We start from the raw sequence: 22,983 nt of genomic DNA on the forward strand, positions 1-22,983 counted from the left end.
GCCTCGCCTCACGTTTCAGAAATCTGGCAGCGAGATTCATGGCCGGCCACTCGAAATTCAAGAACATCATGCACCGCAAGGGTCGCGCCGACGCGGTGCGCTCCAAGCTGTTCTCCAAGCTGTCGCGCGACATCACCGTGGCGGCCAAGGGCGGCATGCCCGATCCGGCGCTGAACCCGCGCCTGCGTCTGGCCGTCAACAACGCCAAGGCCGAAAGCCTGCCCAAGGACGTCATCCAGCGGGCGATCAACAAGGCCTCCGGCGGCGACGTCGATACGATGGAAGAGGTCCGCTATGAGGGCCGGGGCCCCGGCGGCGTGGGCATCATCGTCGAGGCCCTGACCGACAACCGCAACCGTGCGGCCTCGAACATCGGCGCGGCCTTCAAGAAGAACGGCGGGGCGCTGAGCGAGATGAACTCGGTCGCCTTCATGTGGGATAAGGTCGGCAAGATCACCTACAAGGCCGAGGCCGGCACCGAGGACGAGGTCATGGAAGCCGCCATCGAGGCCGGCGCCCAGGACGTCGAGAGCGATCTGGTCAAGCCGGACATCTATGAGGACGCGCCGGGCCATACGATCTGGACCGCCTATGAGGACCTGAACGAGGTGGCCGAGGCCATGTCCAAGGTGCTGGGCGACCCGAAGTCGACCGCCATCGTGTGGAAGCCGCAGACCGAAGTTCAGGTCACGGGCGAGGCCGTCGGCACCCTGTTCAAGCTGCTGGACGCGCTGGACGCCGAAGACGACGTGTCGGCGGTCTATTCCAACGAAGACATCTCGGACGAAGACGCGGCCAAGTACGCGGGCTGATCCTTACGAGGGACAGTCCTGCCAGTCCTGATCGGGCTCGGCGGCCATGAGGTCGCCGAGCGTCGGGATATTGCGTTCCGCCTCGGCGCTGACAGTGATGTAGGACAGGGCCGAGGCCGTCGGCGCCTCGCGACGATAGACACTGAGCGCGAAGGGGGCGTGGCCGGGGGCGTCCACGCGCCAGACGCCGTGGGTCTCGCCCGCGCCCAGCGCGTAGCAGCCGATCGGATAGACCTGGGCGCCGCGCACCCGCAGGGCCTCGACCGGGTCATAGGGGATGGGCTGACCCGTCGCCGACCAGTTGAAGATGATCCGCGTCGTCGGCGTGCGCGTGACCTCGACATTCAAACCCGCCAATTGACCCTCTGACGCCGAGCGCCAGCGGACGATGGAGGCTCGACGCTGAACGTCGGCAGGATCCAGCGCGGACGGCGTGCCGGCGACGAAGACCGACAGGATGGCGTCGAGCATGGGATTGGATCGGTTAAGCTTGATCCATTGCTCGGCGCATTCGCCTTCGCCGTAGCTGGCCATGTTGGCGGTGTCCTGGACCGCGTGGGCCAGGGTGCAGCGCTCCATGAACTGATCGCGCGCTTCCTGAGCCGCGGCGGGCGAGGCGGCGAAGGCGGACAGGCAGGCGAGAGAAGCAACGAACAGGGCGGCGCGCATGGCGGCTTCCTTTCGGCGATCGCGGATTGGCGAAGGATGCGCCCGATGTCGGTTGCGGGCAAGCGGAGCAGAGGCGAGAGAAACCGGGTGTTTCCGTCTGCGCGGGCGTCTTGCTAGACGTGTCTGGACTGAGAGGCCGGGGGGCTGAAATGACAGAAGAACAGGAGCCGCAACGGGACCTGCCGGGGGCGAGCGCGCCGCCGGTCGAGGGGCCGGCCTGGTTCTGGGTCAAGCTGGGCGTCTGGATCGCGAGCCTGCTTGTGATGGCGGGCGCGGCCTGGGTGCTTTCCACGGTGCGGGTGCGGATCGACCTGCCGAAGATGCCCGAGAGGACGCCGTCTGAAACCCTGTCCTCCTATACCGTGCCGCCCGAGGAGCCGAGCCCGGCGCCCGCGCCCTATATGAGCGACGAGGGGCGGGCGATCACCAACCCCGCCTGGCTGCAGGCGCCGCAACCAGAGTTTCCGCGGGCGGCGCAGCGGGCGGGCGAGGAGAGCGGCAGGGTGAGGCTGGAGTGCCAGGTCGCCGTCGATGGCCGGGTACGCGCCTGTCGCATCGCCGAGGAGGCGCCTGCGGGCGTCGGCTTCGGCGAGCAGGCGGTGAAGGCGACGCTGAAGGCGCGGGTTCGACCGCGTCTGGAGGACGGCCAGCCCACGGAGAGCCAGATCGCCTTCACCATCCGCTATCGGCTCGACTAGGCGGAACGGGGCCGCGCGGCAAACCGTTGCCGTGGGATGAACCTGTCAGAGATCGAGAGTTTCGCCCTGCCCATCCTGGGCGCCGTCGTGGCCGGAGGGCTGATCGGGTTCGAGCGCGAATGGCGGGGACGGGCGGCGGGGTTTCGCACCCATATCCTGGTCAGTCTGGCCTCGGCCCTGCTGATGCTGGCGGCCATGGGGCAGGCGGACTGGGCGTTTCGCGCCCTGCCGGACGAGAACATCGTCACTGACCCGACGCGGATGGCGCACGGGGTGCTGACCGGCATCGGCTTCCTGTGCGCGGGGGTGATCTTCCGCACCGGGTTTTCCATTCATGGACTGACCACGGCGGCGAGTCTGTGGATCACCTCGGCGCTGGGGCTGCTGTTCGGGGCCGGTCTGTTCACGCTCGGGATCGTGGGCACGGTGACGACGGGGCTGATCCTGGTGGCGCTGCGGCTGGTCAGCGTGCGCTTGCCGGCGCGTGTGCTGACCGATGTCGAGGTGCGCTGGCGCCGTGACGGGCCGTCGCCCGAGGCCGAGGTCGAGGCGGCGCTGAAGGCCATTGATCCGGCGCCGCGCCATGATCGCTTCGAGCTGATCGACGGCGGGGCGATGGTGCGGCGCAGCTGGCGCATCAAGGCCGGGAGCGAGGCTGAACTGAAGGCGCTGGCGACGCGGCTGTGCGCCCTGCCGGGGGTGACGGACTACCTGCTGGATCCGCGCGACGACTGAGGCTTGCTGCAATCAACGGCGCGGTCCACGGTGAGCGGTCCTGTGCAGCTTGAGGTTGGGACATGACGGTAGATTGGGCGCTGATCGCGCCAGTGGCGGCGGCGATGACGGCGGGCGGTCTGATCGGGATCGAGCGGACCTATCACGGGCATCCGGCGGGGTTCCGCACCCATATCCTGGTCTGCATGACGTCCTGCGTGCTGATGCTGGCGGCCATGCATCAGTCGACCTGGGCCTTCGTCGCCCTGCCGGATCAGCGGCTGGTCATCGACCCGACCCGGATGGCCCACGGCATCCTGACCGGCATCGGTTTCCTGTGCGCCGGGGTCATCTTCCGCGAGGGGTTTTCGGTCCACGGCCTAACTACGGCGGCGTCGCTGTGGACCACTTCGGCGGTCGGAGTGATGTTCGGGGTGGGCATGTGGGACCTGGGTCTGGTGGCCGGGGGCGCGACCCTGCTGGTGCTGGCCATCCTGAGGTTCCTGGACGCCCGCCTGCCGCACGTCGGGGTGATGGACGTGACCCTGCGCTGGACGCGGGGGGCGGCGCCGGGGGAGGCGGTGCTGCGCGATCTGCTGAGCGACAGCGGGCTGAAACCGGTGCGCATCGGCCATGTGGTCAGCCACGACGGCCTGATCCATGAGCACCACATCAAGGCGCGAGGGCCGATGCCGCTGCGGGTTCATGATCTGTCGATGCGGCTGGGGGAGCAGACCGGGCTGGCGGGGTTCTCGGTCATGCCCAGAGACGATTGAGGGGACGGCGCTACAGGCAGAAGGCGATGGCGGCGTCGAGCCAGATCGCCAGGCCATTGCGGCTCCATAGCCAGCCGCCGAGCGCGACGAGCGTCAGCAGGCCCATAACGCCGGCGCCGATGATGAGGCGGCGGCTCATTCGGCCGGGACCGCTTCAGGCCGGACGACCGGGGCCTCGCGCACCGGGACATTGGCCAGGGCGGCCATGACGGCCAGGACGATGGAGATGATCCAGATGGCGGCGTAGGAGCCGGTCAGGTCAAAGGCCACGCCCGCCAGCCAGGCGCCCAGAAACGCCCCGACCTGATGGCTGAGGAAGACGATGCCGGCCAGGGCCGACAGGGGGCGCACGCCGAAGATCTGCGCCACCAGACCATTGGTCAGGGGCACGGTGCCCAGCCACAGGAACCCGAAGACGGCGGCGAAGATCAGGGCGCTGGCCGGGGACAGGGGAACCAGCAGAAAGACGGCGATGGCCACGGCGCGCGAGGCGTAGAGCAGGGTCAAGAGGCCCTTCTTCGAGCCCTTGGAGCCCCAGGCGCCCCAGAGCCAGGAACCCGCGATGTTGAACAGGCCGATCAAGGCCAGGGAGGCCGCGCCGACGCCGCCGGACAGGCCCATGTCGCGCAGGTAGGCGGGCAGGTGGGTGCCGACGAAGGCGACATGGAAGCCGCAGACGAAGAAGCCGAGGTTGAGCAGGGCGAAGCTGGGATGGGTCAGGGCCTCTTTCAGCGCCGCCTTCAGGGGCAGGCCGTCGCGGGCGTCGGCGACGGGCGGCTTGCCCGCCACGCCCAGCGCCAGGGGGATGATCAGGGCGACGAGGCCGCCCAGCACGAACAGGGTGAGGCGCCAGTCGAGGGCGTCGAGCATCCCTTGCGCCGCCGGCACCACCAGAAACTGGCCGAAGGAGCCGCCCGCCGTGACGATGCCGAAGGCCAGGGTGCGCTTCTCGGGCGGGACGGCGCGGCCGACAGCGCCCAGCACCACCACGAAGGTCACGCCCGCCATCGACAGGCCGACCAGGGCGCCGAAGCCGAGCATCAGTCCCGCCGCGCTCGCCGCCGTGGCCGCCACGGCCAGACCCGCGAGATAGACCAGGGCGCCGCCGACCGCGACCTTGCCCGCGCCGTGCTTGTCGGCCCAGGCCCCGACGAAGGGCTGGATGAGACCGAACAGCAGGTTCTGGGCGGCGATGATCAGGCCGAAGGTCTGGCGGTCGATCTCCAGGTCCAGACCCACGGGACGCAGGAAGAGGCCGAAGGACTGGCGCACGCCCATCGACAGGGTGACGATGACGGCGCCGGTCAGGATCATGATCCAGGCGCGGCGAGACAGGCCGGAGGAGGCGGCGTCAGACATCGGTTTCAAGCTCGGTCAGCAGGGCGATCAGGGCGGCCTCGCGCGGGCCGAGGATGTCGGAGACGCGGCTCTGGGCGGTGCGCCACAGGGGCAGGGCGTCGGCCAGTTTTTCCAGCCCGGCGGGGGTGACGGACAGCTTCTGGCCACGCGCGCCCGGCACGGCCTCGGCGGCGACCCAGCCCTTGCGTTCCAGCGGCTGAAGCGTGCGCCACAGGGCGCTCTTCTCGTGGGCGGTGGTCTCGGCCAGTTCGAGCAGGCCGGGACGATCCAGCCGCGACAGGGTGCGCATGACCGAGAACTGGGTGACGGTCAGACCGACCGGGGCCAGGGCCTCGTCATAGACGCGCGAGAGGGTGCGCGAGGCGCGGCGCAGACGGCCGCAGATGCAGGGGCTGGCGTCGATCATTGCATATGCAAAGCATGGATCGTTGCATATGCAACGCGAAAGGCGAGCGCGCGGTCATTGTTCGTCAACCTGGTTTGGGGCATGACTGGAACGAATGACGAACGTATCGACTCGAATCCTGGGGCTGGACCCCGGTTTGCGCCGCACCGGCTGGGGCGTGATCGAAAGCGAGGGCAGCCGCCTGCGCTGGATCGCGCACGGGGTGGTGGCGCCCGCCGAGAAGGCGCCTTTCTCCGAAAGGCTGCTGCATCTGCTTGAAGAGGTCGGTTCGATCTGCGCCGCCTATAGCTGTGACGAAGCGGCGATCGAGGAGGTCTTCGTCAACATGAACGGGGCCTCGACGTTGAAGCTGGGCCATGCGCGGGCGGCGGTCATGCTGGCCCCGGCAAGAGCGGGCTTGAGCGTGGCGGAATACGCCCCCAGCCTGGTCAAGAAGGCGGTGGTCGGCGCCGGCCAGGCGGACAAGAGCCAGGTGGCCTTCATGATCAAGCGGCTGCTGCCCGCCGCAGGGGACGTGAAGGCGGATGCGGCGGATGCGCTGGCGGTGGCGATCACTCATGCGCACCATCGGCGGAGTTTGAGTCTGACGGCCAGTTTGAGGGGCGCGGCATGATCGGGAATTCTGCGATCCTCCCCTGCATAGCGGGGGAGGGGGACCATGCGCAGCATGGTGGAGGGGGCGAGATCGCGCGCCTTGCTGTGAAGTTCGGCGCCGGGCGGCGTGAAGGGATTTGGAGCGTTGCGGCCGTGGTCGCCCCCTCCACCACTGCGTGGTCCCCCTCCCCCGCTGCGCAGGGGAGGATTGAGTATTGATCGGGCGGTTGCGCGGGGTTCTGGCCGAGGTCGGGGAGGCGGAATGCCTGATCGACTGCGGCGGGGTGGGCTATGTGGCGACCTGCGGGGCGCGGACCCTGGGGCGGCTGCCGGCGCCGGGCGACGAGACGACCCTCTATATTCACAGCCAGTGGAGCGAGGACGCGGGGCCGCGTCTGTACGGCTTCCTGTCGCGGGACGAGCGCCGCGCCTTCACCGTGCTGCTGGCCATTCAGGGCGTGGGGCCGAAGGCGGCGCTGAGCGTGCTGGACGTGCTGCCGCCGGGCGAACTGGCCGGCGCCGTGGCGCGCGAGGACAAGGCGGCGGTCGGCCGCGCCAATGGCGTGGGGCCGAAGCTGGCCCTGCGCATCGTCACCGAACTGAAGGGCAAGGCGCTGGGCGACGGGCATTTTGCGCCGAACGCGCCGGGCGTCCACGCCGAGGTCGCCGCCCCGCCGCCGCCGAGCGTGACGGGCGAGGCGGTCGCGGCCCTGCTGGGGCTGGGCATCGCCGAGATCAATGCGCGCCGGGCGGTGGATCAGGCGCTGATCCGGCTGGGGGATGAGGCGGAGCTGCCGGCGGTGATCCGCGCGGCCTTGCAGGAGTTGGGGCGGTGAGGGCCGCAAGTGTTTGTCCTTCTCCCTTGAGGGGAGAAGGTGGGCGCCGGAGGCGCTCGGATGAGGGTGTCGTTTCCACGCGCTCATCTGGAGAAGGTTTCGCTCAGATCGGGCCTCACCCTCATCCGTCTCGCTTTGCGAGCCACCTTCTCCCCTCAAGGGAGAAGGGAAGGGCAGGCGCATGACCGAGGATCGTATCATTTCCGCCGACGCCGAGCCCGGCGAGAAGCATGACCGCGCCTTGCGGCCGCAGACGCTGTCGGAGTTCGTCGGGCAGTCGGCGGCCAAGGGCAATCTGAAGGTCTTTATCGACGCGGCGAGGGGCCGGGCTGAGGCGCTGGATCACGTGCTGCTGTTCGGGCCGCCGGGGCTGGGCAAGACGACGCTGGCGCAGATCGTGGCGCGCGAACTGGGCGTGGGCTTCCGCGCCACCTCGGGGCCGATCCTGGCCAAGGCGGGCGATCTGGCGGCGATCCTGACCAATCTGGAGCCGCGCGACGTCCTGTTCATCGACGAGATCCATCGGATGTCGCCGCTGGTCGAGGAGATCCTCTATCCGGCGATGGAGGACCATGTGCTGGACCTCATCATCGGCGAAGGGCCGTCGGCGCGGTCGGTGCGCATCGACCTGGCGCCCTTCACCCTGGTCGGGGCGACGACGCGGGCGGGCCTGCTGGCCACGCCGCTGCGCGACCGGTTCGGCATTCCGCTGCGGCTGGAATTCTATACGCCCGAGGAGCTTACGGCGGTGATCCGGGGGGCGGCGCGCAAGATGGGCGCGGCCATCACCGAGGACGGGGCCATGGAGATCGCGCGTCGGGCGCGAGGCACGCCGCGCATCGCCGGGCGGCTGCTAAGGCGGGTGCGGGACTTCGCTGACGCGGAGGGCAAGAGCATTGACCGGCTGGCGGCGGCGCGGGCCCTGGCGCGGCTGGAGGTCGACGAGGCGGGGCTGGACAGTCTGGACCGGCGCTTCCTCAAGGCCCTGATCGAGAACTACGGCGGCGGGCCGGTGGGCATGGACACATTGGCCGCCGCGATCGCCGAGGCGCGCGACGCGGTCGAGGATGTGATCGAGCCCTATCTGCTACAACAGGGCTTCATCATGCGCACCCCGCGCGGGCGGGTGGCCTGCGCCAAGGCCTATGAGCATCTGGGGCTGGAGGCGCCGAAGCCGGCCACGACGGTCGCGCCGGACCTGTTCGGGAAGTAGGCCGACCCGCAATCCTCCCCTGCGCAGCGGGGGAGGGGGACCATGCGGAGCATGGTGGAGGGGGCGGACTTCAAGCGCGCCATCCTGATGTGTGGAGCATGGGGCTTGCCCCCTCCACCGCTGCGCGGTCCCCCTCCCCCGTTTCGCTGCGCTGCACTGGGGAGGATCAAGCAGGGGCTTCACCCGTTCGTCAAACCCGGCCATGCTGGCGCTTGAAGGAGACGGGCGATGGCGCGAGGCGGGATCGGGACGGACCAGAAGATCGCCGTGCTGGGCGCGGCGGTGCTGCTGCTCGGGGCGCTGAGCCTGGTGGCGTTGAACCAGGGCGCGCGGTTCGGGCCGAAGCAGGCGACGGCGGCGGAACGCGCCCTGACCCAGGTCAAGGCGCAGATGGGGCCGACCGCCGAGGTGCGGTATCTGGAAACCGGCAAGCGCCGCGCCGTCTGCGGTTACGCCGGGATCGCCGGGCAGAAACAGGCGGTGGCCTTCGTCTCGCGGCCCAATCGCATCCTGATGGGCGACGATCCCCTGGGCGCCGAGTTCGCGGATATGAAGGCGGAGTTCTGTCCGGGCTTCAACGCGGCGGCGTCGGCGGCTAAGGCCTCGACGACGACTTCCGTTCAGGGCTGACCGATGACCGATTTTCCGACCGCTGGCCGTTTCGACGGGCTGGATCATCTGCTGCCGGTGCGGGTCTATTACGAGGACACCGACTTCACCGGCCTGGTCTATCACGCCAACTATGTCCGCTATTTCGAGCGGGGGCGGTCGGACTTCCTGCGGCTGGCGGGGGTGGGGCACGTCGAACTGCTGGAGCAGGACGAGCCCCTGGCCTTTGTGGTGGCGGACCTGGCCATCAAATACGTCAAGCCGGCGCGGATCGACGACGCCCTGGTGGTGCGGACCCGCTATGAGGCCATTAAAGGCCCGAGGCTGATCATCCGCCAGACGGTGGAGCGCGACGGCGAGGTGTTGTGCCGGGCCGACGTGGTGGCGGTCTGCATCCATCTGGACGGGCGGCCCAGGCGTCCGACGAAGCGGCTGGTGGAGTTGGTGGGGCCGTGGCTGTCGGGGGAAGGCGCGTAATCCTTCCTTCTCCCCTTAAGGGAGAAGGCGGCCCTTCAGGGCCGGATGAGGGGTGTCGGCGCGAGGGTTGATCGGAAGCCGTCTGCCGGTTTCTTCGCACCCCTCATCCGTCCGGCTCCGCCGTCCACCTTCTCCCTCAAGGGGAGAAGGACGAATACTGAAGCTTCGCAATAACGAGGTTGTCAGATCGGCCCCCCGTGACGCCGGCGCCGACGCCCGCTAGACCCGCCGCCATGAAACCGCCACGTCCGCCCGCTCGATAAGGGCGAACGACACCGGACCCATCCAAGGACGCCGCATGACCCCGCCCGCCGACGCCTCGCTGCTGAATCCCATCGAACTGTTCATGACCGCCGACTGGGTGGTGAAGACGGTCATGGTCGGCCTGGCCGCGGCCTCGATCTGGTCCTGGACCATCATCATCGACAAGGCGGTGCGTTTCTCGCGCATGAACGCCCGCGCGAGCGAGTTCGAGAAGCAGGTCGAGAGCGGGCGGTCTCTGGAAGACGTGGCGGCTCAGGCCGGGGCGCAGCCTGCCGATCCCCTGCCGCGGATGCTGGTGCTGACGCTGCAGGACTGGCGCGAGGCGCGTTCGCGCGGCGCCATGACGGACACGCAGGGCTCGATGCTGATCGCCCGCATCGACCGGGCGCTGGATTCGGTGATCGCCCGCGAGAGCCAGAAGATCGAGAACGGCCTGGGCGTGCTGTCGGTGGTGGCCACGGCCTCGCCCTTCATCGGCCTGTTCGGCACGGTCTGGGGCATCATGAACGCCTTTGACCGCATCGCGGCGGCGGGCAACACCAACCTGACGACCGTGGCCCCGGCCATCGCCGAGGCCCTGTTCGCCACGGCCATCGGTCTGGCGGCGGCCATCCCGGCCTATATCGCCTTCAACGCCTTCTCGGTGTCGGCGGGCAAGTTCACGGGGCGTCTGGAAGCCTTTGCCGACGATCTGCAATCGGCCATCGCCCGTCGTCTGGGCGCGCCCTCGGCCCCGCCGCCGCCGCCGGTCCCGTCGTCCGACCTGAACCTGCGTCGGGGCGCCTGATCCATGGCGATGGGTGGAGGAGGCGCAAGCTCGGGCGGGCGCGGTCGTCGCCGCGCGCGCAAGCGGCCGCTGAGCGAAATCAACGTCACGCCGCTGGTCGACGTCATGCTGGTGCTGCTGATCATCTTCATGATCTCGGCGCCCCTGCTGACCGTCGGCGTGCCGGTGGAACTGCCCAAGACCGAGGCCAGCGCGGTCGAGACGACCGACAAGCCGATCACGGTCTCGATCGACCAGAACGGGGCCATCTTCATCGGCGAGAGCGAAGTCCGCTGGGAGAACCTGGCGATCCGCGTGGCGGAAGAGGGCGGCGACAAGGCGCGCGACAAGGCCGTCTTCATCCGCGCCGACGGCCGGGCGCCCTATCAGGCCGTGGCTCGCGTGATGGCGCGCCTGTCGGCCTCGGGCTTCACCAAGCTGAACCTGATCACCGACACGGCGGCTGACGAGACGGCGGAGGGCTGACGGCTTTGCGTCGACCCAGTCCCGCCATTGTCGGATCGCTCGCGCTGCACGCCGGGGTGGTGGCGCTCGCGCTCGTGTCGTGGTCGTCGAAGGACGAGCCCAAGCCGCTGGTGAACTCGGTGCCGGTGTCGATCGTCTCGGACATCGAGATCGCCGCCGCGCCCGCCGACAATCCGCAGCCCGAGCCCTCGCCCGAGGATGGGGCGACCGCGCCGGTCGAGACGCCGCCCGAGCCGGTTCCGCCGGAGCCGACGCCGACCCCGCCGCCGCCAGCGCCGCGTCCGACGCCCGTACCGCCGCGCCCGACGCCGCCCAAGCCGACGCCGCCGACCCCTGCGCCGCGCCCGACGCCGACGCCCAGACCTACGCCGCCGCGTCCAGCCCCGACGCCGCCTGCGCCTGCACGGCCCACGCCGCCCGCACCTGCGCGCCCGACGCCGCCTGCGCCCGCCCGCCCGGCGCCCGCCAAGCCCGCGCCCGGTCTGGATCTGGACGCCCTGGCGGGGCCGCCGCGCGTGACGCCGAACCGGGGCCGTCCGGCGACGGGTCAGCAGGGCTCGGGCCAGGCCAGTCAGGCGACAGGGCCGCAGAACACAGCTTTCTTCAACAAAATCTATGACATATGGAATCCGCTTTGCGATATTCCGGAAGCGAGAGAGCTTCGGATCCAAGTTGACGTGACTATCTCGGACGACGGACGGATTATACGCGGGCCTACACTGGTTAACCCCCAAAGCAGCAACGTCTATCTGGCAGCATCGGATGGAGCGATGCGCGCTTTGCGCCAAGCCGCCCCATTCAACGTGCCCGCAGGCTTCCGTGGCGGCCAGTATCGTCCGACCTTCAACACCGAGCGGGCCTGCGCCAATCGGTAGAGCCGTGCACCTCAGCGATCCTCCCCTGCGCAGCGGGGGAGGGGGACCATGCGCAGCATGGTGGAGGGGGCGAGGTCGGGCTCAACGGTAGGGTGTCAGGGCGGCGTGAATCCGTCTTGAGCTGTGCGGCTGTAGCCGCCCCCTCCACCGCCTGCGGCGGTCCCCCTCCCCCGTTCACGGGGGAGGATTGAGCAGCGGTGGCGTTAAAGTCTGAAAGTCGCCCCATTCAGGGGCAAGCTTGTCCGCCACAAGCTGGTTTTTGTCATACGGTCTGGCGATAAGGACCGACGAGCCGTCCAACTTCTGGGAGTTCCCTATGCGTCTGCATCTTCTTCTCGCCTCAGCCGCCGTGGTTCTGATGGCGGGGCCGGCGTCGGCCCAGACGCAGCCCCAGACCCAGCCTCAGGCGGCGCCGGCGCAGCAGACCGGGCCGGTCGAGGTCGAGATCGATCAGGGCGTTCTGCGGCCCTTGCAGATCGCCATCGTGCCCTTCACCGGGCAGAACGGGCCGCAGATTTCGAACGTCATCAGCGGCAACCTGAAGCGGTCGGGCTTCTTTGATCCGCTGAACCCGGCCAGCTTCATCGAGACCGGGCTGACGCTCGCCAATGCGCCGAACTTTCCGCAGTGGACCTCGATCGGGGCGCAGGCGGTGCTGTACGGCGGGGTGACGCCGCGCGCCGACGGGCGGGTGGACGTGGGCTTCCGCCTGTATGACCCCTACCGTCAGTGCCAGCTGGTCAGCTATCAATTCACCGCCACCTCGGAGCAGTGGCGCCGGATCGCGCACAAGATTTCCGACGTCATCTATCAGCGCATGACGGGCGAGGCGGGCTTCTTTGATTCGCGCGTCCTGTTCGTGTCGGAGAGCGGCACCCAGCTGAACAAGCTGTCGCGTCTGACCATCGTCGATCAGGACGGCTACAACCCCGTCTTCCTGACCCAGGGCGACGAGATCATCATGTCGCCGCGCTTCTCGGCGTCCAACCCGGATGAAGTCACCTATGTGGCCCTGGGCAAGGATTACAGCCGCATCTACCTGTACAATCTGTCGACCGGGCGCCGTGAAAGCCTGGGCGAGTTCGACGGGCAGGTGCTGGCGCCGCGCTTCTCGAACGACGGGACGCGGATCGCCTTTTCGATCATTCGCGGCGGCAACACCGACGTCTATGTGATGAACCTGAGGACGCGACAGCTGTCGCGCCTGACCAGCGACCCCGGCATCGACACCTCGCCGTCGTTCAGCCCGGACGGCAACCAGATCGTCTTCACCTCGGACCGCTCGGGTTCGGCGCGTCTCTATACGATGCGGGCCGACGGCTCGGGCCAGCGGGCGATCTCGCGCGGGGGCGGCAGCTATACCGCCCCGGCCTGGAGTCCGCGCGGCGACATGATCGCCTTCACCAAGCAGTCGGGCGGGCGTTTCCACATCGGGGTGATGAAGTCGGACGGGACCGGCGAGCGCATCCTGTCGTCCAGCTACTTCGAGGAAGGCCCGTCTTGGGCGCCGAACGGCCGCTACATCGCCTTTGCGCGTCAGAGCCCTGGCGGCGACACGCGTCTGTGGACCGTCGACCTGTCGGGTCGGGTGGTGGCGCAGGCCGGCTATGACGGGCGCGGGTCGGACCCGGCCTGGTCGGGTCTGCTGGACGCGCCGCCGGCCAGCCTGGGCATCGGCCAGGGCGCGGATTCCTGCCCGGCCTGACGGGGTTACGGCTTCGTGAGATCACGAGCGGAGCCATTCCCATAAACTGTGCGTTATCGCGAGGCGGCATGACTGGCGTGGCGGGATGCCGCAGGTTAGCAGAGCCCTATTACAGCCAAGCTTGAGGCCGCCGTCCTCAGAATGAACACCAAGGAGACGACCCGATGAATTCCTCGACCCTGATGAAACTGGCTGCTGTCAGCGCCGCTGTCGCCGCCCTGGCCGCCTGTGCGCCCAAGCCCAAGGTCGAGCCCGCCGTGCCGGTCGAGCCGGCCCAGCCGACCGGCCCGCAATACCCGACCGCTCCGACCGGCCCCGTGACCGGCGGCAATGTCGGCGCCGCCATGCCCGGCTCCGAGCAGGACTTCGTCGTCAACGTCGGCGACCGCATCTACTTCGACCTGGATAGCTATTCGGTGCGCCCGGAAGCCCAGCCGCGTCTGGACGCCCAGGCCGCCTGGCTGGCCCGCTATCCGCAGGTCACGGTCCGTATCGAAGGCAATGCCGACGAGCGGGGCACGCGGGAATACAACCTGGCCCTGGGCGCGCGCCGCGCCGAGGCCGTCCGCACCTATCTGATCCAGCGCGGCGTGCCGGCCGGCCGCATCGACACCATCAGCTTCGGCAAGGAGCGTCCGATCGTGGAAGGCTCGAACGAGAGCGCCTGGGCCCAGAACCGCAACGCCCACACCGCCATCGTGTCGGGCGCGCCGCGCTAAGCTAACGGCGGCGACTGAATGACGAGAGGCGTCGGCTTTGCAGCCGGCGCCTCTTTTCTTTGAGGGCGCAGCGGATCAAAGTCCGCGCCGAATCCGGGGGGAAGCTGAGTGATTGATCTGGAAGCGGCAGGCGGCGCCATGACGGGCGGCATCATTGCAGGCGCGATCGAAAAGCCCTCGGGGCAGGCGGGGGAAGCCCACACGACATGCGCCGACTGCGGGGCCGAGGTCACGGGCCGGTTCTGCTCCAACTGCGGCCAGCCGGCCCATGTCCACCGCACCCTGCTGCATCTGGGCGAGGAACTGCTGCACGGGGTCATGCATTTCGACGGCCGCTTCTGGCGCACCCTGCCGCTGCTGGTGCTCAACCCCGGTCGGCTGACGCGCGAATGGGTGCAGGGCAAGCGGACGCGCTACGTCTCGCCGCTGGCCATGTTCCTGTTCACCCTGTTCGTCATGTTCTTCGCGCTCAGCTTCATGCCGCACTCGGAGGTGAAGTTGCAGGGCCTGCCGGAGCAGATCGCCGCCCAGCGCGAGGCGATCGTCGAGGCCGAGCAGGTGGTCGCCGCCGCCCAGAAGGAGGTCGATGCGGCCACGGCGGCGATGGAGCCGTCCGGCGACGCGCCGCCAGAAGTGAACAGCGGCGCCCGGGCCGGCGTCGCCGCCGGCGTCCTGGCCGCCGCCCAGGCCGGGGTGATCAGCGAGAAGGCCAAGCTTGAGCGGCTGGAGCGTGACGCTGTCGAGGGCCGCAAGGACGGCTTGGCGCCGGGCACCTGGCAGGCCCAGGTGGCGGACATCGCCGCGGACGTGGGCAAGGACGGGAACGCCAACGGCCTGACCAAGACCGTGGCCAAGAAGCTGAAGAACCCGGACCTGGCGCTCTACAAGCTGCAACAGACCATCTACAAGTTCGCCTTCCTGCTGGTGCCGCTGTCGATCCCGTTCGTCGCCCTGATGTTCCTGTGGAAGCGGGGCTTCACCCTCTACGACCACGGGGTCTTCGTCCTCTACTCGCTGACCTTCATGTCCTTGCTGCTGATGGCGGTGGTGATCGTGGCGACAACGATCAAGGGGGCGGGGGCCGCCGCGGGGCTGGTGGCGGGCCTGATCGTCCCGGTCCACATGTTCGCCCAGCTGAAGGGCGCCTACAGCCTGAAGATCTTCTCGACCCTGTGGCGAACGGTGGCTCTGGTGATCTTCTGCGAGATCGCCGCGACCCTGTTCATCGTTTCGATCATCTATCTGGGCCTCGGACACTGACCCCGGCCCCTCTCTCGGCCTTGCGAGCGCCGCAAATCGGTGGGACGACTTAAGACATGCTCAAGCTGCCATTTCGACTGACCAGAACCGCCGCCATGACGGCCATCGGCCTGACCCTGATCGGGGGGGCGGTGGTCGCCCAGACCGTGCCGATGGAGGCTGTCCAGTGGGACAAGCGCCGTCTGGACCAGCTGGACCGCAACGTCCGCCGCCTGGAGCGCGCCCTGACCCAGAGGAACGCCGCCGGCCAGCCCGTCCTGGTCGAGCCGGACCCCGAGGTCGTGGCCATGCAGGGCCAGCTGCAGATCATGGATCGCCGCCTGTCGGACCTGGAGCAGACCTTCCAGCGGGTGAACGCTGACGGCGAGCGCCTGACCTTCCAGCTGGACGAGGCGACGCGCGACAACGCCGTCCTGACCCGCCGCCTGCGCGACGCCGAGGCCCGCATCGAGAAGATCGAAAAGGCGGCTCAGGAAGAGGCCGAGCTGAACGGACCGATCACGGCCCACTCGCCGACGGGCGATGCGGCGCAGGATCTGGCGGCGGCGGTGCGGCTGCTGGCCACCGACGCCGTGCGCGGCGAGCGGGCGCTGGAGACGGTGATTGTGACCTGGCCCAATACGCCGCAATCGCGTGAGGCCAACTCGCGCCTGGGCGATCAATACGTGGCCGCCCGCGACAACGCGGCGGCGGTCACGGCCTATGCGGCGGCGCTGAACGGCTGGCCGCGCGTGGCCTGGGCGCCGGAGACGACGCTGAAGCTGGCCGAGGCCCTGCGCGCCACCGACCGCAACACCCAGGCCTGCGGCGCCCTGACCGAGTTCACGCGCCGCTACGCCGAGACGGCGACCGCGGCGCAGAAGACCCGCGCCACGCAGCTGCGCACGCGGGCGAACTGCAGCTGAGCCCAGACGATCCCGAGGGGCTGACCAGCCGGGTCTTCGCCCGGCTGGATGGGCGGCTTGATGCGGATAGGGCTGAGCCGGTCGCGGTGGCGCTGTCGGGCGGCGGCGACTCCATGGCCCTGCTGCATATGGCGGCGGACTGGGCGAGGGCGAACGGGCGGCGGCTGCTGGCCCTGACGGTCGATCACAAGCTCAATGCGCTCAGCGCGGACTGGACCCGGTTCGCGGGCGAGGCCGCGCGCGCGGTCGGGGCCGACTGGCGGGGACTGAGCTGGGATGGAGCGCAGGCCGGGCCGGGGCTGACGGCGCGGGCGCGGGCGGCGCGGCACGGGCTGATCGCCGAGGCGGCGCGGGCGGCGGGGGCGCGGGTCGTGCTGCTGGCCCATACCAAAGACGACGTGGCCGAGGCGGACTGGATGCGGGCGCGGGGCTCGACCCTGGGACGGGTGCGCGAGTGGTCGCCGTCGCCGGTCTGGCCGCAGGGGCGCGGGCTGATGCTGCTGCGGCCCCTGCTGGAGGAGCGACGCGAAGGGCTGAGGGACTATCTGCGGGCGCGGGGGCAGGGGTGGGTCGAGGACCCGGGCAATGGGGATGAGCGGTTCGGGCGTAGCCGGGCGCGGGCGGCCTTGGCGGGCGTTCCGGCAGGCTCCCTTTCCGGCGTCATCCCCGGCCCTGTGCCGGGGGCCCAGACACTCGACGACGAAGAACCATGCGGCGACGGATCAACATCCAGGGGGATGTTTCTGGCCCCTCGGGACAAGCCCGAGGGTGACGGAGAAAAAAAGATGTCGGGCGATGGGAGCGGCCCTCGGGTTTGGGCGGGCATCCTTGAGGTTTCACGCGACGTGTCCGGCTCCACCCTGGCGGCGGCGCTGCTGTGCGCGGGCGGCGGGGCGGTTCCGCCGCGGGGGGAGAGGCTGGCGGGGTTGAGGGCGCGGTTGGCGGGGGACAAGAATTTCGTCGCTGGTCTGGCGGGAGCGCGGGTCGAGGCGGAGGGGGCGTCGGTGCTGCTGATGCGCGAGCCGGGGGAGATGCGGCGGCGGGCGCCGGAGGCGGTGCGGCTGACGCCCGGCGTGGCGGCGGTCTGGGACGGGCGGTTCGAGATCGCGGCGGCCGAGCCTGGCTGGCGGGTCGAGGCGGCGGCGGGGCGGCTGGCGCGGCTGTCAGAGGCCGACCGGCGCGTGGCGGCGGGGCTGCCGGCGGCGGCGCGCGGGGCTCTGCCCCTGCTGGTTCGCGACGGGAACGGGGCGGCTGTTCTGGCCTGGCGTGCGGCCGATGTGCGGGCCCTGGGGGGGCGGCGGCTGGCCCTGGCCTTGGGCGAAACGACGCAGGAAGCAGACCTCTTTCACCCCATGCATGGCGAAACGCCGCCGACTGACCTATTTTCCTAGAAAGACTGCTGATCGGCGGAGCCTGAGGGCGTTCGCCGAGAAACCGAGGACCGAATGAATTTGCGTAATTTCGCCATCTGGGGCGCCCTTCTTCTGGTCGCGGTCGCAGCCTACGCCGCGATCAGCCAGAACGGCGGCGCCCCCGCCATGCCGGGCGCCCAGGCTGCGGCGGCGGCTCGGCCCCAGCCCATCACCTATTCGCAGCTGATCACGGCCATCAACGGCCAGGAGATCAAGACGGCGACGGTGCGTGGCGACACGATCAACGGCGTCTACAAGAACGACAGCAAGTTCACGACCGTCACCCCCCTGCCCAATGGCGATCTGGTCGACAAGATGCAGGCGGCGGGCGCCGCCGTGGACGTCAAGAGCACGCGCCAGCCCTGGTGGTCGGGCCTGCTGGGCCTGCTGCTGCCGGTGGCGCTGATCATCGCCTTCTGGTTCTTCATCATGAACCGGATGCAGGGCGGGGCGAAGGGCGCCATGGGCTTCGGCAAGTCCAAGGCCAAGCTGCTGACCGAGCACAAGGGCCGCAAGACCTTTGACGACGTCGCCGGCGTGGACGAGGCCAAGGAAGAACTGCAGGAGGTCGTCGACTTCCTGAAGGATCCGGGCAAGTTCCAGCGTCTGGGCGGCAAGATCCCCAAGGGCGCGCTTCTGGTCGGCCCTCCCGGCACCGGCAAGACCCTGCTGGCGCGCGCGGTGGCGGGCGAGGCGGGCGTGCCCTTCTTCTCGATCTCGGGTTCGGACTTCGTCGAGATGTTCGTCGGCGTCGGCGCCAGCCGCGTGCGCGACATGTTCGAGCAAGCGAAGAAAAATGCGCCTTGCATCATCTTCATCGATGAAATCGACGCGGTCGGTCGTCACCGTGGCGCCGGCCTCGGCGGCGGCAATGACGAGCGCGAGCAGACGCTGAACCAGCTGCTGGTCGAGATGGACGGCTTTGAGTCCAACGAAGGCATCATCCTGATCGCGGCGACCAATCGTCCCGACGTGCTGGACCCGGCCCTGCTGCGGCCCGGCCGCTTCGACCGTCAGGTCGTGGTGCCGAACCCCGACGTCTCGGGCCGCGAACGCATCCTTCGCGTGCACATGAAGGACGTGCCGCTGGCCGCCGACGTCAACGTCAAGACCATCGCGCGCGGCACGCCGGGCTTCTCGGGCGCCGACCTGGCCAACCTGGTCAACGAAGCCGCCCTGATGGCCGCCCGCAAGGACCGTCGCATGGTCACGCACCGCGACTTCGAGGACGCCAAGGACAAGGTCATGATGGGCGCCGAGCGCAAGTCCATGGCCATGAACGAGGAAGAAAAGCGCCTGACCGCCTATCACGAGGGCGGCCACGCCATCGTCGCCATCAACGTCAAGATGGCTGATCCGGTGCACAAGGCGACCATCGTCCCGCGCGGACAGGCCCTGGGCATGGTGATGCAGCTGCCGGAAGGCGACCGCTATTCCATGAAGTACCAGCAGATGGTCGACCGCATCGCCATCATGGCCGGCGGTCGCGTGGCCGAGGAGATCATCTTCGGCAAGGAGAACATCACCTCGGGCGCCAGCTCAGACATCCAGCAGGCGACCAAGCTGGCGCGCCGCATGGTGACGCAGTGGGGCTTCTCGGACGTGCTGGGCACCGTGGCCTATGGCGAGAACGAGCAGGAGGTCTTCCTGGGCCACTCGGTCGCGCGCAGCCAGAACATCTCTGAGGAGACGGCTCGCCTGATCGACAGCGAGGTCAAGAAGCTGGTCACGTCGGGCTGGGACGAGGCGCGCCAGATCCTGACCGACAAGGCGGCGGACCTGGAGAAGCTGGCTCAGGCCCTGCTGGAATACGAAACCCTGTCGGGTCAGGAGATCAACGACCTGCTGGAGCGCGGCATCCTGCCGAACCGCGACGAGGCCAACTCGCCCGTGCCGGGACCTTCGGTCTCGGTGCCGGTGACGACGGTGTCGGACGGGACGGAGGTGGAGACGGCGAAAGCCGAGCCGGTGGCGACGACGAGCGTGCCGACCGTTTGATCCGTTCGGATCGGCTGAGATGACGAAGGGGCGGGCCGCAGGGCTCGCCCCTTTTTCGTGCGGCGCCTGTGCGTCCAATGGAGGCGCTTGCAGCCAAAGCACTGGGTCCCCGCCTCCGCGGGGATGAGGGGAGAATAGACCTTTTGCACAGACTAGTTTGTAATTTAGACTAGTCTGTGAGATATGGCGTTATCCGAAACAGGAGGGCGCCATGACGGCATCCGCATTTGACCAAGGCGAGCGGCTTCACGGACTAGACGGCCTGCGGGGCGCGGCCCTGCTGCTGGGGGTGGTGCTGCATGGGACCCTGTCCTTCTTTCCGAGCCAGATATGGATCGTGGGCGACGATCAGACCTCGGCCTGGGCCAGCGGCCTCTTCTTCGTCATCCATCTGTTCCGCATGGCGAGCTTCTTCCTGATCGCGGGCCTGTTCGGCCACATGATGCTGAAGCGGCGCGGGACGGCGGGCTTCCTCAAGAACCGGCTGATCCGCATCGCCGGACCGCTGGCGGTCTTCTGGGGGCCGGTGATGGGCGGGATCGTGGCGGTGCTGGTATGGAACGCCTCGCTGCATGGCATGACGGCGGCCGATGCGCCGCCGCCGCCGACCTATGACTGGACCAATATCCCCCTGACCCATCTGTGGTTCCTGTGGGTGCTGCTGTGGTTCTATGCGGCCCTGGTGATCGGGCGCGCCGTTGTGACCCGGCTGGACCGGGCGGGGCGTCTGGGGCGCGGGCTGGACCGGCTGGCAGGCGGGCTGATCGAGCCCTGGGGACCCTTGGTGCTGGGCGCGCCGCTGGCCCTGGCTTTGTGGCTGGAGCCGAACTGGATCGCCTTCTTCGGCATTCCGACGCCGGATGCGGGGCTGGTTCCTGAAACCTCGGCCCTGGTCGGTTTTGGTCTGGCCTTCGGCATGGGCGTCCTGCTGGATCGCCGTCGCGACCTGCTGGCGAAGATCGAAGGCTGGACGCCGGTCTATCTGGGGCTGGCGCTGGGGGCGGGGACGACGGCTCTGATGCTGTCGGGCGGGCCGACGCCGGTGCTGACGCCGATGACCGATCCCATGGCCAAGGCCCTGGCGGCGGCGGCGTTTGGCGTGGCCACCTATGCCTCGATGTTCGCCGTGGTAGGGCTGGCGCTGAGGTTCTGGTCGGGACACAGCGCGGTGCGGCGCTATCTCGCGGACGCCTCCTACTGGATCTACATCGTCCATCTGCCGCTGGTGATGGCGGCGCAGGTGGTGGTGCAGGACTGGGCCATGGTCTGGCCGATCAAGCTGGCCGTCGTCGTGGTCGGCGTCAGCGCCGTGTCGCTGGCCAGCTATGAGCTGATGGTGCGCCACGGGATGATGGGGCGCTGGCTGAACGGGCGGCGCGTGCCGTGGCGCAGGGCTCGTCCGGTTGTGCCCATCGCCCACCAAGCCGCCGCCGAATAGCTTGCCAACCTTGGCGGCTGCGTCCATCCGAAGGGGGCAGCCGCGTCGCGCCAGGAATCACCCGATGACCGACAAGTCCCGCACGCCCGAAGCCGACCTCGCCTTCATGCGCTCCATCGTCGAGGGGAGCGGGCGACCGCCCATGACCCTGGCCATCTGCTATCTGGCGGGGGGGCTGCTGTACGGCCTGCAGTGCCTGTTCCACGTCGGGCAGGTGATCGGACTGATCCGCTGGCCCGATCTGGCCAACCTGGCTTTCGTCGTCGGGATCACCACGGCCTTTCTGGCGGTGCTGACCTGGGCCATCCTGAAGGACCGCAAGGCCGGGCCGTCCAACCGGGGGCCGCTGGCGACGCGGGTGACGAACGCCGCCTTCAGCGCCACCGGCATGGCCAACGCCGCCGTGGTCATCGTCTTCGCCGTGGGGGCGGTGCGAGATCAGGATTTCGCCGTCTGGCTCTATTACGCCGCCATCGTCTTCGCTCTGCAGGCGGCGGCCTGGTATGTGGCCTGGGTGCTGAAGAAGAAGGCCTGGATGCTGGCGGTGTCGCTGGGCGGGTGGGTGACGGCGGTGGCCCTGGGCGTGCTGGTGCGTCAGCCGATGGCCTATCTGGGCGTCTGCACTGTGGCCCTGTTCCTGCTGTTCGCCTTGCCGGGCTGGGTCATGTTCCGCGACGCGCGCGCGGGCGTCAGGGCCGCCTGAGGCCATGGGGCTGGCGGACGACTTTGGACGGATCGACGAGATCATCCACGGCCGCATGCGGCTGGGGATCATGGTCTATCTGGCCGATGTCGAGGCGGCGGACTTCACCGAGCTGAAGACGGTGCTGGAGGCGACCCAGGGCAATCTGTCGGTCCACCTGAAGAAGCTGGAAGAGGCGGGCTATGTCGCCATCAGCAAGAGCTTTGTGAACAACAAGCCCCTGACCCGGATCGCCATTACCCCCGAGGGGCGGACGGCGTTTGCGGCCTATCTGGAGGCGCTCGGCGGCTTGATCGGGCGGAAGTGAAGGCGGCCTTCCTCCCCACTTGATGCGCGTTGAAGCGGCGGCAAGCCGACGAGGCGAAAGGGCGTTTCATATCTGGCGCTTGCGCCGCCCCCTCCACCGCTACGCGGTCTCCTCCCCACGAAGTGGGGAGGAAAGATCGGCGCCCTAGCGCCAGCGCAGGGTCTTTCAGTGGGTGACGGCCTCGATGGGATCGGGGTCTTCGACCAGGACGGGGGTCAGCTTGCGCACGGCGCCGGTCGGGTCGGGCCAGTGGATCGACTGGCCTTCGGTCAGGCCGATCAGGCCCGCGCCGACGTGCGACAGGATCGAGACGCGCCCGGCGTCGATGTCGGCTTCGTGCGGCAGGACCAGCTGGACGCGGCGGACCTCGGGGTGGCGCTCATCGGCATAGTGGAGCCAGCGGTTCAGGCCGACAGCGCCCTTGGGCAGGTCGACGGCCTTGCAGACCTTGGCGCGGTCCAGTTCCTGTTGCAGCAGACCGGCGGGGCCGGAGCCGGGCAGGTCGCCGACCAGGCGGTCGAGGGCGTCGAAATCCTCCTGGCTGAGGATGATGGCGGGCAGGGCCGGAGGGCGGCCGCGGGTCTTGGCGGTGGTCATGTCGGTTCTCGATGTGAAGAAAGGGAAGAAGGGGTCAGGCGGCCGAGGGGCCGTCGTCGCTGTCATCAGCGGGGCGCGCGGGGGCCGGCTCGGGCGACGGCTCGGGGCGTCGGCTCGGAAAGGGGATGATGTCGGCGCCGCGTGCGGGCGCGCGGGTGTCGTCTTGACGGTGGGTCATGGCAGGCGTGTTCGCGGGCGCCGTTGCGGCGAACGCGATCCTGATGCGAGGAAACTAGGGAATAAGCGAAACGACGCGCCCCGTAGCGGACGACAGCAAGCTGGCCGCTACGGGTTAGATGCCTTCGACGCGGCGACCCGCGTGGGTGAGGCGACGAGCCTGGCTGACGAAACGTTCCATAGTGGCTAGAGGCTGGGCCTCAGCGCG

The 22,983-nt window shown here is 69.1% G+C and carries 27 protein-coding genes; 21 read left to right on the forward strand and 6 right to left on the reverse strand.

What is annotated here, in order from left to right; translation table 11 throughout:
• Positions 1-38 precede the first annotated feature (38 nt).
• A complete protein-coding gene (locus tag P0Y52_01665; GenBank protein WEK58270.1) occupies positions 39-812 on the forward strand; it encodes a YebC/PmpR family DNA-binding transcriptional regulator in 774 nt (257 codons plus the stop codon).
• Between the two features lie 3 nt (positions 813-815).
• Here P0Y52_01665 and P0Y52_01670 read toward each other — a convergent pair whose 3' ends face one another.
• Entirely contained in the window at positions 816-1,481 is a 666-nt protein-coding gene (locus P0Y52_01670; protein ID WEK58271.1) for a hypothetical protein, read from the reverse strand.
• A 149-nt stretch (positions 1,482-1,630) separates the two neighbouring features.
• Between P0Y52_01670 and P0Y52_01675 the strand changes: the two genes are divergently transcribed.
• From P0Y52_01675 to P0Y52_01685, 3 genes are all read left to right on the forward strand, one after another.
• Positions 1,631-2,179: an energy transducer TonB gene (locus P0Y52_01675; protein WEK58272.1), complete on the forward strand. Its 549-nt coding sequence runs from the start codon at positions 1,631-1,633 to the stop codon at positions 2,177-2,179.
• A gap of 36 nt (positions 2,180-2,215) precedes the next feature.
• Positions 2,216-2,914, forward strand: a complete 699-nt coding sequence (locus P0Y52_01680; protein ID WEK58273.1) for an MgtC/SapB family protein — start codon at positions 2,216-2,218, stop codon at positions 2,912-2,914.
• 62 nt (positions 2,915-2,976) lie between these two features.
• The gene (locus tag P0Y52_01685) at positions 2,977-3,669 is read left to right on the forward strand and encodes an MgtC/SapB family protein (GenBank protein WEK58274.1); all 693 of its coding nucleotides are present in this window, start codon (positions 2,977-2,979) and stop codon (positions 3,667-3,669) included.
• Positions 3,670-3,679: 10 nt separating this feature from the next.
• Here the strand turns inward: P0Y52_01685 and P0Y52_01690 are convergent, their stop codons facing one another.
• Genes P0Y52_01690 through P0Y52_01700 form a run of 3 tightly spaced genes read right to left on the reverse strand, consistent with a single transcriptional unit; the run spans position 3,680 to position 5,434 of the window.
• Positions 3,680-3,808: a hypothetical protein gene (locus P0Y52_01690; protein ID WEK58275.1), complete on the reverse strand. Its 129-nt coding sequence runs from the start codon at positions 3,806-3,808 to the stop codon at positions 3,680-3,682.
• Complete coding sequence (locus P0Y52_01695; protein ID WEK58276.1) at positions 3,805-5,028, reverse strand: MFS transporter; 1,224 nt, start codon at positions 5,026-5,028, stop codon at positions 3,805-3,807. The genes P0Y52_01690 and P0Y52_01695 overlap by 4 nt, the downstream gene beginning before the upstream one ends.
• On the reverse strand, positions 5,021-5,434 hold the full coding sequence (locus tag P0Y52_01700; GenBank protein WEK58277.1) for a MarR family winged helix-turn-helix transcriptional regulator: 414 nt from the start codon (positions 5,432-5,434) through the stop codon (positions 5,021-5,023). The genes P0Y52_01695 and P0Y52_01700 overlap by 8 nt, the downstream gene beginning before the upstream one ends.
• Before the next feature lie 94 nt (positions 5,435-5,528).
• Between P0Y52_01700 and ruvC the strand changes: the two genes are divergently transcribed.
• The 17 genes from ruvC (at position 5,529) to P0Y52_01785 (ending at position 22,001) form a co-directional block, all read left to right on the forward strand.
• On the forward strand, positions 5,529-6,047 hold the full coding sequence (ruvC, locus tag P0Y52_01705) for a crossover junction endodeoxyribonuclease RuvC (GenBank protein ID WEK58278.1): 519 nt from the start codon (positions 5,529-5,531) through the stop codon (positions 6,045-6,047).
• A gap of 196 nt (positions 6,048-6,243) precedes the next feature.
• Positions 6,244-6,864: a Holliday junction branch migration protein RuvA gene (ruvA, locus tag P0Y52_01710; GenBank protein WEK58279.1), complete on the forward strand. Its 621-nt coding sequence runs from the start codon at positions 6,244-6,246 to the stop codon at positions 6,862-6,864.
• Between the two features lie 181 nt (positions 6,865-7,045).
• Complete coding sequence (ruvB, locus tag P0Y52_01715) at positions 7,046-8,077, forward strand: Holliday junction branch migration DNA helicase RuvB (protein ID WEK58280.1); 1,032 nt, start codon at positions 7,046-7,048, stop codon at positions 8,075-8,077.
• Between the two features lie 228 nt (positions 8,078-8,305).
• Positions 8,306-8,707: a hypothetical protein gene (locus P0Y52_01720; GenBank protein ID WEK58281.1), complete on the forward strand. Its 402-nt coding sequence runs from the start codon at positions 8,306-8,308 to the stop codon at positions 8,705-8,707.
• A gap of 3 nt (positions 8,708-8,710) precedes the next feature.
• The gene (gene ybgC, locus P0Y52_01725; protein ID WEK58282.1) at positions 8,711-9,163 is read left to right on the forward strand and encodes a tol-pal system-associated acyl-CoA thioesterase; all 453 of its coding nucleotides are present in this window, start codon (positions 8,711-8,713) and stop codon (positions 9,161-9,163) included.
• 298 nt (positions 9,164-9,461) lie between these two features.
• Positions 9,462-10,214 carry a protein TolQ gene (gene tolQ / locus P0Y52_01730; protein ID WEK58283.1) on the forward strand — a complete coding sequence of 251 codons (753 nt, stop codon included), beginning with the start codon at positions 9,462-9,464 and terminating at the stop codon, positions 10,212-10,214.
• Between the two features lie 3 nt (positions 10,215-10,217).
• Entirely contained in the window at positions 10,218-10,679 is a 462-nt protein-coding gene (locus P0Y52_01735; protein WEK58284.1) for an ExbD/TolR family protein, read from the forward strand.
• A gap of 5 nt (positions 10,680-10,684) precedes the next feature.
• A complete protein-coding gene (locus P0Y52_01740) occupies positions 10,685-11,554 on the forward strand; it encodes a hypothetical protein (protein WEK58285.1) in 870 nt (289 codons plus the stop codon).
• A gap of 316 nt (positions 11,555-11,870) precedes the next feature.
• Positions 11,871-13,259 (forward strand): Tol-Pal system beta propeller repeat protein TolB, encoded by a 1,389-nt coding sequence (gene tolB / locus P0Y52_01745; protein ID WEK58286.1) that lies wholly within the window; start codon positions 11,871-11,873, stop codon positions 13,257-13,259.
• A gap of 164 nt (positions 13,260-13,423) precedes the next feature.
• Positions 13,424-13,978, forward strand: coding sequence for a peptidoglycan-associated lipoprotein Pal (pal, locus tag P0Y52_01750; protein WEK58287.1), 555 nt, complete (start codon positions 13,424-13,426; stop codon positions 13,976-13,978).
• Between the two features lie 108 nt (positions 13,979-14,086).
• Positions 14,087-15,238 carry a DUF3667 domain-containing protein gene (locus tag P0Y52_01755; GenBank protein ID WEK58288.1) on the forward strand — a complete coding sequence of 384 codons (1,152 nt, stop codon included), beginning with the start codon at positions 14,087-14,089 and terminating at the stop codon, positions 15,236-15,238.
• A gap of 56 nt (positions 15,239-15,294) precedes the next feature.
• A complete protein-coding gene (locus tag P0Y52_01760; GenBank protein ID WEK58289.1) occupies positions 15,295-16,143 on the forward strand; it encodes a tol-pal system protein in 849 nt (282 codons plus the stop codon).
• Between the two features lie 113 nt (positions 16,144-16,256).
• Positions 16,257-17,534, forward strand: a complete 1,278-nt coding sequence (locus P0Y52_01765) for a tRNA lysidine(34) synthetase TilS (GenBank protein WEK58290.1) — start codon at positions 16,257-16,259, stop codon at positions 17,532-17,534.
• Between the two features lie 54 nt (positions 17,535-17,588).
• Positions 17,589-19,553 (forward strand): ATP-dependent zinc metalloprotease FtsH, encoded by a 1,965-nt coding sequence (gene ftsH / locus P0Y52_01770; protein WEK58291.1) that lies wholly within the window; start codon positions 17,589-17,591, stop codon positions 19,551-19,553.
• Between the two features lie 211 nt (positions 19,554-19,764).
• Positions 19,765-20,991 (forward strand): acyltransferase family protein, encoded by a 1,227-nt coding sequence (locus P0Y52_01775; protein ID WEK58292.1) that lies wholly within the window; start codon positions 19,765-19,767, stop codon positions 20,989-20,991.
• Positions 20,992-21,055: 64 nt separating this feature from the next.
• Positions 21,056-21,694 (forward strand): hypothetical protein, encoded by a 639-nt coding sequence (locus P0Y52_01780; protein ID WEK58293.1) that lies wholly within the window; start codon positions 21,056-21,058, stop codon positions 21,692-21,694.
• Positions 21,695-21,698: 4 nt separating this feature from the next.
• Positions 21,699-22,001 (forward strand): transcriptional regulator, encoded by a 303-nt coding sequence (locus P0Y52_01785; GenBank protein WEK58294.1) that lies wholly within the window; start codon positions 21,699-21,701, stop codon positions 21,999-22,001.
• Between the two features lie 165 nt (positions 22,002-22,166).
• On the opposite strand, the gene P0Y52_01790 is transcribed toward P0Y52_01785, so the two are convergent.
• Together P0Y52_01790 and P0Y52_01795 are read right to left on the reverse strand one after the other, a co-directional pair.
• Positions 22,167-22,598 (reverse strand): GreA/GreB family elongation factor, encoded by a 432-nt coding sequence (locus P0Y52_01790; protein ID WEK58295.1) that lies wholly within the window; start codon positions 22,596-22,598, stop codon positions 22,167-22,169.
• 34 nt (positions 22,599-22,632) lie between these two features.
• On the reverse strand, positions 22,633-22,776 hold the full coding sequence (locus P0Y52_01795) for a hypothetical protein (GenBank protein WEK58296.1): 144 nt from the start codon (positions 22,774-22,776) through the stop codon (positions 22,633-22,635).
• Between the last annotated feature and the right edge of the window lie 207 nt (positions 22,777-22,983).

The organism is Candidatus Brevundimonas phytovorans (assembly GCA_029203145.1).
GTDB classification, from domain to species: Bacteria; Pseudomonadota; Alphaproteobacteria; order Caulobacterales; family Caulobacteraceae; genus Brevundimonas; species Brevundimonas phytovorans.

Excerpts from the sequence above, each read along its gene's own strand:
- P0Y52_01665 (WEK58270.1), top strand. The coding sequence starts at position 39 with ATGGCCGGCCACTCGAAATTCAAGAACATCATGCACCGCAAGGGTCGC.
- P0Y52_01670 (WEK58271.1), bottom strand. The coding sequence starts at position 1,481 with ATGCGCGCCGCCCTGTTCGTTGCTTCTCTCGCCTGCCTGTCCGCCTTC.
- P0Y52_01675 (WEK58272.1), top strand. The coding sequence starts at position 1,631 with ATGACAGAAGAACAGGAGCCGCAACGGGACCTGCCGGGGGCGAGCGCG.
- P0Y52_01680 (WEK58273.1), top strand. The coding sequence starts at position 2,216 with ATGAACCTGTCAGAGATCGAGAGTTTCGCCCTGCCCATCCTGGGCGCC.
- P0Y52_01685 (WEK58274.1), top strand. The coding sequence starts at position 2,977 with ATGACGGTAGATTGGGCGCTGATCGCGCCAGTGGCGGCGGCGATGACG.
- P0Y52_01690 (WEK58275.1), bottom strand. The coding sequence starts at position 3,808 with ATGAGCCGCCGCCTCATCATCGGCGCCGGCGTTATGGGCCTGCTGACG.
- P0Y52_01695 (WEK58276.1), bottom strand. The coding sequence starts at position 5,028 with ATGTCTGACGCCGCCTCCTCCGGCCTGTCTCGCCGCGCCTGGATCATG.
- P0Y52_01700 (WEK58277.1), bottom strand. The coding sequence starts at position 5,434 with ATGATCGACGCCAGCCCCTGCATCTGCGGCCGTCTGCGCCGCGCCTCG.
- ruvC (WEK58278.1), top strand. The coding sequence starts at position 5,529 with ATGACGAACGTATCGACTCGAATCCTGGGGCTGGACCCCGGTTTGCGC.
- ruvB (WEK58280.1), top strand. The coding sequence starts at position 7,046 with ATGACCGAGGATCGTATCATTTCCGCCGACGCCGAGCCCGGCGAGAAG.
- P0Y52_01720 (WEK58281.1), top strand. The coding sequence starts at position 8,306 with ATGGCGCGAGGCGGGATCGGGACGGACCAGAAGATCGCCGTGCTGGGC.
- ybgC (WEK58282.1), top strand. The coding sequence starts at position 8,711 with ATGACCGATTTTCCGACCGCTGGCCGTTTCGACGGGCTGGATCATCTG.
- tolQ (WEK58283.1), top strand. The coding sequence starts at position 9,462 with ATGACCCCGCCCGCCGACGCCTCGCTGCTGAATCCCATCGAACTGTTC.
- P0Y52_01735 (WEK58284.1), top strand. The coding sequence starts at position 10,218 with ATGGCGATGGGTGGAGGAGGCGCAAGCTCGGGCGGGCGCGGTCGTCGC.
- tolB (WEK58286.1), top strand. The coding sequence starts at position 11,871 with ATGCGTCTGCATCTTCTTCTCGCCTCAGCCGCCGTGGTTCTGATGGCG.
- pal (WEK58287.1), top strand. The coding sequence starts at position 13,424 with ATGAATTCCTCGACCCTGATGAAACTGGCTGCTGTCAGCGCCGCTGTC.
- P0Y52_01760 (WEK58289.1), top strand. The coding sequence starts at position 15,295 with ATGCTCAAGCTGCCATTTCGACTGACCAGAACCGCCGCCATGACGGCC.
- P0Y52_01765 (WEK58290.1), top strand. The coding sequence starts at position 16,257 with ATGGCCCTGCTGCATATGGCGGCGGACTGGGCGAGGGCGAACGGGCGG.
- ftsH (WEK58291.1), top strand. The coding sequence starts at position 17,589 with ATGAATTTGCGTAATTTCGCCATCTGGGGCGCCCTTCTTCTGGTCGCG.
- P0Y52_01775 (WEK58292.1), top strand. The coding sequence starts at position 19,765 with ATGACGGCATCCGCATTTGACCAAGGCGAGCGGCTTCACGGACTAGAC.
- P0Y52_01780 (WEK58293.1), top strand. The coding sequence starts at position 21,056 with ATGACCGACAAGTCCCGCACGCCCGAAGCCGACCTCGCCTTCATGCGC.
- P0Y52_01785 (WEK58294.1), top strand. The coding sequence starts at position 21,699 with ATGGGGCTGGCGGACGACTTTGGACGGATCGACGAGATCATCCACGGC.
- P0Y52_01790 (WEK58295.1), bottom strand. The coding sequence starts at position 22,598 with ATGACCACCGCCAAGACCCGCGGCCGCCCTCCGGCCCTGCCCGCCATC.
- P0Y52_01795 (WEK58296.1), bottom strand. The coding sequence starts at position 22,776 with ATGACCCACCGTCAAGACGACACCCGCGCGCCCGCACGCGGCGCCGAC.